This is a genomic window from Undibacterium sp. GrIS 1.2, from assembly GCF_040544435.1.
Taxonomy (GTDB): Bacteria; Pseudomonadota; Gammaproteobacteria; order Burkholderiales; family Burkholderiaceae_D; genus Undibacterium.
In genome coordinates this window covers 19,492-29,927 of the sequence record NZ_JBEONP010000053.1, presented here as the reverse complement: position 1 = coordinate 29,927, position 10,436 = coordinate 19,492, and the positions used below count along the sequence as shown (strand labels likewise).

10 protein-coding genes are annotated in these 10,436 nt (G+C 43.9%); 8 read left to right on the top strand and 2 right to left on the bottom strand.

The window, feature by feature from the left end:
- Nucleotides 1-201: transposase (locus tag AAKU61_RS18480; protein ID WP_503012634.1), on the top strand; the 201-nt coding region annotated here is incomplete at its 5' end.
- A 116-nt stretch (nt 202-317) separates the two neighbouring features.
- Here AAKU61_RS18480 and lptM read toward each other — a convergent pair.
- Nucleotides 318-485, bottom strand: a complete 168-nt coding sequence (gene lptM, locus AAKU61_RS18475; RefSeq protein ID WP_354334650.1) for an LPS translocon maturation chaperone LptM — start codon at nt 483-485, stop codon at nt 318-320.
- Nucleotides 486-627: 142 nt separating this feature from the next.
- Here lptM and cyaY point away from each other — a divergent pair, with 142 nt between their 5' ends.
- A complete protein-coding gene (gene cyaY, locus AAKU61_RS18470; RefSeq protein ID WP_354334648.1) occupies nt 628-942 on the top strand; it encodes an iron donor protein CyaY in 315 nt (104 codons plus the stop codon).
- 29 nt (nt 943-971) lie between these two features.
- Here cyaY and AAKU61_RS18465 read toward each other — a convergent pair whose 3' ends face one another.
- Nucleotides 972-3,296, bottom strand: a complete 2,325-nt coding sequence (locus tag AAKU61_RS18465) for a penicillin-binding protein 1A (RefSeq protein ID WP_354334646.1) — start codon at nt 3,294-3,296, stop codon at nt 972-974.
- Between the two features lie 324 nt (nt 3,297-3,620).
- Here AAKU61_RS18465 and AAKU61_RS18460 point away from each other — a divergent pair, with 324 nt between their 5' ends.
- The 6 genes from AAKU61_RS18460 to AAKU61_RS18435 all read left to right on the top strand — a co-directional run bounded on the left by AAKU61_RS18460 (nt 3,621) and on the right by AAKU61_RS18435 (nt 10,400).
- Nucleotides 3,621-4,703, top strand: a complete 1,083-nt coding sequence (locus AAKU61_RS18460; RefSeq protein ID WP_354334644.1) for a pilus assembly protein PilM — start codon at nt 3,621-3,623, stop codon at nt 4,701-4,703.
- Nucleotides 4,703-5,320 (top strand): PilN domain-containing protein, encoded by a 618-nt coding sequence (locus AAKU61_RS18455; RefSeq protein WP_354334642.1) that lies wholly within the window; start codon nt 4,703-4,705, stop codon nt 5,318-5,320. The genes AAKU61_RS18460 and AAKU61_RS18455 overlap by 1 nt, the downstream gene beginning before the upstream one ends.
- 20 nt (nt 5,321-5,340) lie before the next feature.
- Nucleotides 5,341-5,988 carry a type IV pilus inner membrane component PilO gene (locus AAKU61_RS18450; protein WP_354334641.1) on the top strand — a complete coding sequence of 216 codons (648 nt, stop codon included), beginning with the start codon at nt 5,341-5,343 and terminating at the stop codon, nt 5,986-5,988.
- On the top strand, nt 5,985-6,524 hold the full coding sequence (locus AAKU61_RS18445) for a pilus assembly protein PilP (protein WP_354334639.1): 540 nt from the start codon (nt 5,985-5,987) through the stop codon (nt 6,522-6,524). Before AAKU61_RS18450 ends, AAKU61_RS18445 begins: the two co-directional genes overlap by 4 nt.
- A gap of 41 nt (nt 6,525-6,565) precedes the next feature.
- On the top strand, nt 6,566-8,674 hold the full coding sequence (locus tag AAKU61_RS18440) for a type IV pilus secretin PilQ (protein ID WP_354334653.1): 2,109 nt from the start codon (nt 6,566-6,568) through the stop codon (nt 8,672-8,674).
- Nucleotides 8,675-8,750: 76 nt separating this feature from the next.
- Nucleotides 8,751-10,400 carry a beta strand repeat-containing protein gene (locus AAKU61_RS18435; protein WP_354334638.1) on the top strand — a complete coding sequence of 550 codons (1,650 nt, stop codon included), beginning with the start codon at nt 8,751-8,753 and terminating at the stop codon, nt 10,398-10,400.
- The last annotated feature ends 36 nt before the right edge of the window (nt 10,401-10,436 follow it).

Sequence of the window (10,436 nt, the reverse complement as noted above, 5' to 3'; positions counted from 1 at the left end):
AACGAGAACACGAACGGCTTATTACGATACTACTTTCCAAAGAACACCAACTTCAAGGAAATCACTCAAGCCCAGTTACAACGGGCAGTCAATCATCTCAATCATCGCCCTAGGAAATGCCTCGGCTATCGAACGCCGTTTGAGGTTTTTTATAATTTGGATATACTCCCACTAAAACTTACCTCCCGTTGCTCTTCGTAGCTGAATCCGCCATGTTTATTGTCCATAGAATCATTGGACGATTAAAAATACTCTATCCTAGTATATTAAGACAATATTTGACATCTTTTGACGTCTTCAGGGCTTTGCAGCCAAGCTTAGCTTGCTGCTGATTTATTTACTGTCTGAACACCCGGCACTGTCTGAGTTGTTGGTATCAATTGCGCAGACTTGTTCGGCATGAATAAAGGCCCCTTTTGTCCGCAAGCTGTAAGCAAAACGACTATACCTACACTTGCCAATAATAAAATGCGTGTCTTAAACATCGTGATTCCTATCCAAATTAAAACTAATTTAAAACTGATGAGGCGTTTGCAAAAAATCGCCATCAGCCTGCTTTGTTTCCGTTTCAATTGGAAGTTGCATTAGCGTATAAAATGGCGGTTTATGAATTCGCTGGAGTGTAGCATGACCGAAACAGAATTTTTGACCTTGGCCGACACTTGCATCAAACAAGTCGAGCAGGTGTTTGAGCAAGCCTTTGAGAATGATGAAATGGATGTTGAGTGCAGTCGCAGCGGCAACGTGTTGGAAGTTGAATTCGTCAATAACGGCAGCAAGATCATCATCAACAGTCAGGCACCAATGCAAGAAATGTGGCTCGCTGCCAAAGCGGGTGGTTATCACTATAAATACGATGGCCAGCATTGGCGCAATACGCGCGATGGCGCTGAGTTTTTCGCGACGTTAGCCGCATTAGCTCAGGCACAAAGCGCGCAGTAACCGATTGGCTGGTGCGCTTTTATAGACGGCTATTCTTCTATCATCGGTGGCGGTTCTGCTTCTAAACTTTGAATGCCAGCGCCAGGTGGATTTTCGACATAGTAGTAGTCCCCATTCGCAGCAATAATCCCGTTTGGTACAGCGCGCTCTTCAATCGGGATATCTTTTAAGGCTCTTTGCATATAGCCAATCCAGATCGGCAGTGCCAGCCCGCCACCGGTCTCCCGATTACCCAAGTTCTTGGGCTGATCAAAACCGATCCATGCAATCCCCACCAATTTTGCCTGATAGCCAGCGAACCACGCGTCGAATGAGTCATTCGTGGTACCGGTTTTACCTGCAATGTCAGGGCGCTTGAGAGACAGGGCTTTAGTCGCGGTACCGTAGCGAACTACATCTTTCAACATGCTATCCATCAAAAATGCATTGCGTTCATCAATCACGCGATTGTTTTCATCGCCTGCCTTGTCAGGATTTGCCTGTGACAATACTTTTCCGGTGCTGTCGGTGATTTTGGAGATCAGATAAGGATTGATTTTGTAGCCACCGTTAGCAAACACCGCATAGGCACCGGCCATTTGCAAAGGTGTGACTGCGCCAGCGCCTAAAGCAAGAGTCAGGTACGGCGGATTTTTCTCTGGTAGAAAGCCAAAACGTGTTGTGTATTCCTGACCGTACTTGGCACCGACTTTATGCAAAATACGGATAGAAATCATATTCTTCGATTTGGTCAAGCCTTTACGCATGGTCATAGGACCTTCATATTTGCCGTCGTAGTTCTTGGGTTCCCATGCTTGTCCGCCTGTTTGCCCAGCGTCAAAACTGATCGGAGAATCATTGATAATCGTTGCCGGAGAGAGTCCTTTCTCCAGTGACGATGAATAAATGAAAGGCTTAAAGCTAGAGCCAGGCTGGCGCCAGGCTTGGGTGACGTGGTTAAACTTGTTGATGTTGTAATCAAAGCCGCCAACCAGAGCGTGGATCGCGCCATCAGTAGTGCTGGCAGCGACAAAGGCCGACTGCACTTCGGGTATCTGGGTAATTGTCCAGTTGGTACCCTCTTGCACAACGCGGATAACAGCACCGCGCTGGACGCGTTTGTTGGCTGGCGCTGTTGCGCTGAGGCCGCTGGCAGCAAAGGTCAGTCCTGGGCCTGTGATCTGGATTTCTTCACCCGATACCAACACCGCTTTGACCAGCTTAGGGCTAGCTTCAAGCACCATCGCTACCACCAAGTCGTCGCTGACTGCATGTTCCGCTAATTCTTTTTCGATCGCATCGTCAGCGGCATCTTTATTTGTCGGGATCTCAATGATCGCCTCTGGACCGCGATAGCCATGGCGTTTTTCATAATCCATCACACCACGGCGCAAGGCCAGATAAGCGGCATCCTGATCTGACTTCGTAATGGTGGTGTAGACATTTAGACCGCGGGTATAAGTTTCGTCCTTAAATTGCTCGTAGACCAACTGACGCGCCATTTCTGCGACATATTCGGCATGAATGCCAAATTCGCTGCTATCTGTTTTGGTGTGGAAGACCTCGGTTTTTGCTTGCTCGAACTGTGCCTCTGTAATGTAGCCAAGTTGTTTCATCCTTTGCAAAATATATTGCTGGCGAACGGTGGCGCGTTTTGGGTTGGCAACCGGATTGTAGGCGGAGGGCGCTTTTGGCAAACCTGCCAGCATCGCGGCTTCTGCAATGGTGAGTTCTTTAAGACTTTTACCGAAGTAAATCTGTGCCGCTGATGAAAAACCGTAGGCACGTTGTCCCAGATAAATCTGGTTCATATACACCTCTAAGATTTGATCTTTGGTGAGGTTTTGCTCAATTTTCCATGCGAGTAAGATTTCATAAATCTTGCGTTTAAAGGTTTGTTCACTGGATAAAAAGAAGTTACGCGCCACTTGTTGTGTAATCGTAGATGCCCCTTGTTTAGCACCACCAGTCAAATTATGTAAAGCCGCACGGGTAATGCCCAGATAATCGACGCCACCGTGCTCATAGAACCGATCATCTTCGATCGCCAGCACGGCTTTTTTCATGATTTCGGGGATTTCATTGAAATGCACGACATTGCGCCGTTCTTCTCCAAACTCAGCGATTAACATGTTGTCCGCCGAAAATACCCGCAATGGCATCTTCGGCCGGTAGCTGGTAATCGAATCCAGTTCTGGCAAATTGGGGTAAGCCATCGTTAGCGCAAAGCCAAGAATAAGCACTCCGGCTAGAACCAGTCCAATTAAAATTCCACCAGTCCCCAGCAAAATACGCAACGCCCAATGACGCGGTTTGTTTGAACTCCGTTCAGTTGTATTTGGTGTGTTGCTGGTAGGTGCTGGTGTCTCGGACATGGAATGAATTTTCAATAGAAATCGTAGCAAGTATTATATCCTCAGCCTCCAGCACTCTGGCACTCAGTACCTATAAGTTGGAAAAGGAAGGGAGTTTTTTGCCAGTAGTGGGAATTTGGCAACGGATAACAGTGATGCTATGCGGAAAATGCTTTACACAATGAAGGGCTTATTGCTAGGATTTCATGTAAGCTTGGATGATTGTCTTCTAAATAGCGGTTTTTAAAAGAAAATTTGCGTTTAGTGCGTGCGACATCTGCCTTAAAATGTGGCAATAGCCTTATGCTAAAAGCAATGTAAATAGTAATTTTTTAGGGGATATCCTTGGCTTTAGATCTAGCATCATTGCTCGGTAGAAAAAATCCGCCTTTAATCGGCTTAGACATCAGCACGTCTGATATTAAGCTCGTGGAAATTTCTGAGGGGGGCAATAAAGGCTTCAAATTGGAACGCTATGGCTCAGAGCTCCTGCCGAAAGGAGCCGTCGTAGATGGAAATATCGAAAATATTGAACAAGTTTCCGAGGCTATTCGCCGAGTAATCAAAAAAAGTGGTGCTAGTGTAAAAAATGTCGCACTCGCCATGCCTGCCTCCGCAGTAATAACAAAAAAAATTATCCTCTCTGGTAACCTCAGCGAGCAAGCGCTGGAGCTGCAGGTGGAGTCCGAGGCAAATCAATATATTCCGTTTGCAATGGATGAAGTTAGTCTCGACTTTTGCAAAATTGGACCTGCTGCTAATAATGCGGAGGAGGATATTGAAGTCATGCTGGCAGCTTCCCGTAAGGAAAAGATCGAGGATAGAGTTGCGGTAGCTGAAGCAGCTGGTTTGCAAGCTAAGGTAATGGATATTGAGTCCTACGCCGCAAGGGCAGCAATCGCTCGATTGATCGAGTTGCAACCTAACGCAGGGCAAGACCAGATTTATGCGATGTTCCAAATCGGTGCCAAAGTTACGTACATTTCTATTTTGTTGAATGGCGAAGTTATTTACGAGCGCGATCAGCAATTTGGTGGTAATCAACTGACTCAAGACATTGTTAGAAATTACGGACTCGCTTTTGAAGAGGCTGAGTTAAAAAAGAAGCAGGGTGATCTCCCTGATAGCTACGAAATGGAACTTTTAGAGCCATTTCTAGAAAGCGCAGCATTAGAAGTTACGCGGGCGATTCAATTTTTCTTCACATCAACCCCGTATACCCGGGTTGATCAAATATTCTTGGCAGGTGGTTGTGCCGTGATTCCTGGGCTGGTCGATATGATTGCCGAGAGGACAAAAATTTCTACTACAGTCGTAAGCCCTTTTAAAGGCATGGAATTGTCTTCTAATGTGAACGAGAAAGCATTGCGAAGCGACGCTCCATCTTATCTTGTTGCTTGTGGTCTGGCGATGCGGAGATTTGGCTAATGATAAAAATTAACCTACTTCCTCATCGTGAAGCCAAGCGCAAACAGCTAAAAAATGATTTCTACACTCTGTTGTTGTTGGCAGGGATTGTTGCTGCTTTGATTATTATCTCGGTTGGTACTTTTTTTTCGATGAGAATTTCGCAGCAGGTAGACAAGAATAATTTCATTACCTCAGAAAATGTGAAGCTTGATGAAAAGATCAAAGAAGTTGCCAGCCTTAAGCAAGAAATTGATAGTTTGAAGGCTCGACAGCAAGCTGTGGAAGACTTGCAAGGTGATCGCAACCAACCTGTATTTATGCTGGACGAGTTAGTTAAATTAACGCCAGAAGGCATTTATTTGAAAGCGCTAAAACAAGAAGGTCAACGTATTTTTTTGAATGGTAACGCTCAATCAAATCAGCGTGTGTCTGAGTTTCTGCGCAACTTAGGAAATAACTCTGCTTGGATGTACAAGCCTGAGCTCGTCGAAATTAAATCTGCCACCTTGGGTCAGGGACGCGACGCAAAAAAAGTATTTGATTTCACTATTAACGTTGGAATAAAGCGTCCGCGTGAAATAGATTCCGCTTCAGCATCTGGTGCGTTAGCAAATCCAGACAGCAAAAAGCCTTAACATAAGCGGACGGAAAAGACATGGCAAATTTGAATGAATTAACTGATTCAATTAGCTCGCAATTTCGCGATTTAAATGGGTTGCACCCCGGTCTTTGGCCCATTATTCCAAGAATGCTATCTGCATTTAGCCTATTAGTAGTCCTAGTAATACTTGGTTATTATGGTTACTGGTCTGGGCAGTTGGAGGAACTGGATAGAGGGCAGCAGGAAGAAAACACGCTAAAAGATTCTTATAGGCAAAAAATGCTCCAGGCAATTAGCCTAGACGCGTTGAAGGATCAGCGTAAGTTGGTACTGCAATATGTTGCTGCAATGGAAAAACAATTGCCAAGTAAGGCTGAAATGGATTCCCTAGTATCTGATATTAATCAAGCTGCTTTAGGCAAGGGTTTGCAGATTGACGTCTTTAAACCAGGACAACCAGCCGTAAAAGACTATTATGCGGAACTGCCGATTGATATCAAGTTGTTAGGCAATTATCATGACATGGGAGAATTTGCCAGTGATATCGCAAAATTACCAAGGATTATTACCTTAAACAATCTTGCGATTTCTACAGGGAAAGACAATGTGTTAGTACTTGATGTGGTCGCAAAGACCTTTAGATATTTGGATCCTGAGGAAGTTTCTGCCCAGGCGGCTTTGAAAAAAGGTGCGAAGAAATGATAAATTTTTCTCGCAAAATAATAGGTCTCTTTTTGCCACTGCTGACTTTAACGGCATGTAGCAACAATGGAGTATCTGAAGTCAAGGAGTGGATGGATCAGGTAAAGAAGGAAACTCGTGTTGTTGTACCGAAAATTAGCGCACCGAAGGTTTACGTACCTTTTGCCTACGCCGGTAAAAATAACGTAGATCCATTTAATCCTGCAAAGCTATTAGTAGTACTTGCGAGAATAAAAGCAGAATCCAGTAATGGTTTAAAACCAGATATGGAGAGGCGCAGAGAAGTATTGGAAGCTTATCCATTAGACACGTTAAAGATGGTTGGCTTTATAGAAAAGCCTAATTTACGATATGCTCTGATCCAAGTCGATAAGACGATTTTCCAGGCAAAAATTGGTAACTATATAGGTCAGGATTTCGGAATGATCACTAAAGTTACGGAGACAGAAATTGAAATTAAGGAAATCGTTCAAGATGCGGCAGGTGAGTGGACAGAACGTCAAGCTAAGCTAGAGTTGCAGGAGGCAAAAAAATGAACGCCTTAACAGACATAATAAATGTAAGTAAAAGGAGCGGTATGCTTGTCAAATTTTTTATAACAGGTTTGTTAGCAGTTAGTCAGTTAGCTTTGGCTCAATCGAACAGCATTGAGTCTATTTCTGCGAATCAACAAGGTATTAATACGATTATAAAAATTGGATTGAAGAACCCTATCACAAAGTCTCCTATTGGTTTTTCTGTTACTAATCCTGCGCGCATTGCGTTAGATTTTGCTGACACTAGTAATGTTACGGGCAAATCTGCAACTGATATCAATTTGGGTGAGTTACGTAGTGTAAATGTCGTAGAAGTTGGTGGTCGTTCCCGCTTAGTTTTTAATATGAACAAGTCACTCAACTATGCAACATCGATAGAGGGTAATGTTGTCGTTGTGACGATTGACGGTTCTGGAGGAGTAGCTACTGCGGTAAATTCCTCAGGTATTCCGGTAGTCCAGGCGCCTACTGTACAAGTAAAACAAAATCTGCGAGATATAGATTTCCGCAGAGGAGCTAATGGAGAGGGTAGAATCATAGTTGATTTGCCTAATAATCAAGTTGCAGTTGATGTTCGCCAACAAGGGCAAAAAATTGTTGTCGATTTTATTAAAGTGGGATTGCCTGATATTTTGCGTCGTCGTTTGGATGTCGCAGATTTTGGTTCACCGGTGCAAGTTGTGACAACAACTACTCAAGGCGAGAATGTCCGCATGATAATCGAGCCCAAAGGCTTATGGGAACATAGTGCCTATCAAAGCGATACGCAATTAGTGATTGAAGTTAAGCCAATCAAAGAAGATCCAAATAAACTGACTCAGGGTACCCAAGGTTATAGAGGTGAGCGTCTATCATTTAATTTTCAAAATATTGAAGTGCGGGCTTTGTTGCAAATCATCGCAGAGTTTAGTGGATTGAACATTATTGCTAGCGACACAGTCAACGGCAGTGCCACTTTGCGACTTAAAGATGTACCTTGGGATCAGGCACTAGATATTATTATGCAGTCCAAAGGCTTGGATATGCGAAAAAATGGCTCTGTGATGTGGATCGCACCAAAAGACGAATTACTGACAAAAGAAAAACTAGAGTTAGAGCAAAAAGCGCAAATTGCAGAATTGGAGCCTTTGAAGACAGAGTCGTTTCAGCTTAACTATCAAAAAGCCGAGTCATTTAAACTGGTTTTTGGAGTAGATGGATCCAGCACAAACAGACTTTTGTCCAAACGCGGTAGCGCAGTTATTGAGCCTCGGACAAATCAGCTGTTCGTCACTGATATTGCTAGCAAGTTAGAAGAAGTTCGTAAATTAATTCAAAAAACCGATATCGCCTCTAAACAGGTATTGATTGAGGCTAGAATCGTTGAGGCTGACGATACATTTAGCAAAAATCTGGGAGCAAAACTAGGGTTTACTGATTTACGTGGATTGAACGGTGGTAATGCGGGTTATCAAACGAGTGGGAACCAACGAGTTGCATTAACCGGTAATTACTTAGGTGTAGGAGAGCAGACGGGGCAGGCAAAACTGACTGATCAGAGTTTTATTCCTAACTCTCAGTTTGTGAGCCTACCCGCTTCAGGTATAAATGGCCTAAATCCTGGTAGTTTGGCGGTCAGCTTATTCTCATCTGCTGCAAACCGATTCTTAAATTTAGAGCTATCTGCATTAGAGGCAGACGGTAATGGGAAAATCATTTCTAGTCCACGTATTGTTACTGCCGATCAGTTGCCCGCACACATCGAACAAGGAACAGAAATTCCCTATCAAGTGTCAACAAGTAGTGGTGCAACTTCCATTCAATTTAGAAAAGCGACCTTAAGTTTAGATGTGACACCGCAGATTACGCCAGACGGAAATGTCATATTAAATGTGGATGTACATAAAGACAGTCCTGGAACAGAAACTAGAAACGGAATTGTCATTAACACCAAGCAGGTAAAAACAATGGTTTTGGTTGAAAATGGTGGCACGGTAGTGCTAGGTGGAATTTTTACACAAGAAGAGCGTGATGATATAACTAAGATTCCTTTCTTTGGTGATATTCCTTTGCTTGGTAATTTATTTAAAACTACTGGGCGTACTAATAATAGAACAGAACTCCTAGTATTTATTACTCCAAAAGTGCTTGCTGAGCGCTTAAGTAAGTAGTCCATGAATAGATAGCAGTATTAATATCGGTACTGAATTGTTGCACATTATCGCAATTTCAAATTAAAGGTGTTTCATGAGTAAGTTAATTCGAACGATTTTTATGTTTTTGGCATTGGCTATTTTGGGTGCTTGTGGTGGTGGTGGTGGCTCCCCAGGTAATATCAGCGGCGGTGCCAGTTTGTTTACGTCTGCGGGTGCTTCTTTTCAAATAGCACCAGGCCAAAGTCAAACATATACAATTGGTGGGGGGGTGCCAGGTTACCGCGCTAGCAGTAGCTCCGGCGCGGCGAGCGTAACAGTAAGTGGAAACACAATGACGGTAACTGGCGGTGGGGGAGGCACAGCGACAATAGTTGTCTCCGATTCAAAAGGAGCGACCGTAACTATTGCTGTCACTGTCGGATCCGGGTTGACGCTTTTCACGACTGCCCCGTCCACAATAACTTTACCAGTTGGTGCTAGTTCCTCGGTGTTCACCATAGGTGGAGGAAGCTTGGTATATCAAGTTGCAAGTAGCGACGTCTCAATCGCGACAGTCGGATTTAACAGTGGTCAATTTATTATTACTGGTGTTTCTGCAGGTAAAGTGACTATTTCTGTTACTGATTCAATAGGTGGGTTGGTGACTATCACTGTAACTATTGGGACAATAAGTAGCCCGACCCCGTTTTTCACAACGGCATCATCTACTTTGGTTGTAGCGATAAATGCTACTTCCACTTTTACCGTTGGTGGCGGATCTGCTCCTTACAATGTGAGTAGTAGTAATACTTCGGTCGTGACCGCTAGCGTGAATGGAACTAAACTATCTATTCAAGGCCTATCCACTGGAACTGCAAATGTCCTTGTTAGTGACTCGAATGGCACCCCCATCACAATCAGCGTTTCAGTTGGTGCGGGCACTTCTATACCGCTATTTACTTCCGCTCCTTCAACTGTCACCGTAGGTCAAGGAGGGGCACCAAACTATAGTATAGGCGGCGGAACTGCCCCGTACACCGCAGGTAGCAGTAATATTGCAGTAGCCACTGCTACAGTAGCTGGCTCATCATTAATTATCAATGGCGTGTCTACGGGTACCGCAACGATTGTCGTTACCGACAACGCAGGTGTGAAGGTTCCGATCGTCGTAACAGTTCTCGGTACTTCAACAACGGTTTTTGCGGTTTCACCATTAACTTCGGCAGGATATGTTGGAGATACTTTAACCTTCTTGATTAGTGGTGGTTCTCAGCCATACACAGTAACTTCGAGTAATTCATCTATTGCTACTGTAACAAGTCCTGTTGTATCTGGTAACGGAGCTTCATTCTCTGGATTTTTAGCAAAAGTAGGTAGTGTAAGTATTGTAGTGGTAGATGCGACAGGGGCAATCCAAACAATCTCGGCCACAGCAGCTGCTCCTGTAAGCAACATGTTGCTTAGTCCAAATACTTGGTCTATTAACGAGACTAACAACAGTACCGTTAGTTTGAATATCAAAGGTGGTAATGGGCCATTCCAAGTATTTACCAGTAATTCATTACTCTCTAGCGTCTCTGGCACATTACCCGAGGCTACAAATGCATTGACCTTTGACGGAACCACGGTAAATGTGGCAGTTGGTTCGCAAGGAACACGTTGTGTTGGTGCCGATACTCAGATCACTATAACTGTGAAAGATAGTTCTAATCAATCAGCTACGAGTACCATGACTATCGTAAATCAAACACCAGGTTGTTAAAATAATCGAGAGATAGAAGTTTTATCTCTCTTTATG

Bases quoted from the DNA above. Each gene is read 5' to 3' on its own strand.
- AAKU61_RS18445 (WP_354334639.1), top strand. From the start codon at position 5,985: ATGATAAATTTTTCTCGCAAAATAATAGGTCTCTTTTTGCCACTGCTG.
- cyaY (WP_354334648.1), top strand. From the start codon at position 628: ATGACCGAAACAGAATTTTTGACCTTGGCCGACACTTGCATCAAACAA.
- AAKU61_RS18435 (WP_354334638.1), top strand. From the start codon at position 8,751: ATGAGTAAGTTAATTCGAACGATTTTTATGTTTTTGGCATTGGCTATT.
- AAKU61_RS18440 (WP_354334653.1), top strand. From the start codon at position 6,566: ATGCTTGTCAAATTTTTTATAACAGGTTTGTTAGCAGTTAGTCAGTTA.
- AAKU61_RS18450 (WP_354334641.1), top strand. From the start codon at position 5,341: ATGGCAAATTTGAATGAATTAACTGATTCAATTAGCTCGCAATTTCGC.
- lptM (WP_354334650.1), bottom strand. From the start codon at position 485: ATGTTTAAGACACGCATTTTATTATTGGCAAGTGTAGGTATAGTCGTT.
- AAKU61_RS18465 (WP_354334646.1), bottom strand. From the start codon at position 3,296: ATGTCCGAGACACCAGCACCTACCAGCAACACACCAAATACAACTGAA.
- AAKU61_RS18455 (WP_354334642.1), top strand. From the start codon at position 4,703: ATGATAAAAATTAACCTACTTCCTCATCGTGAAGCCAAGCGCAAACAG.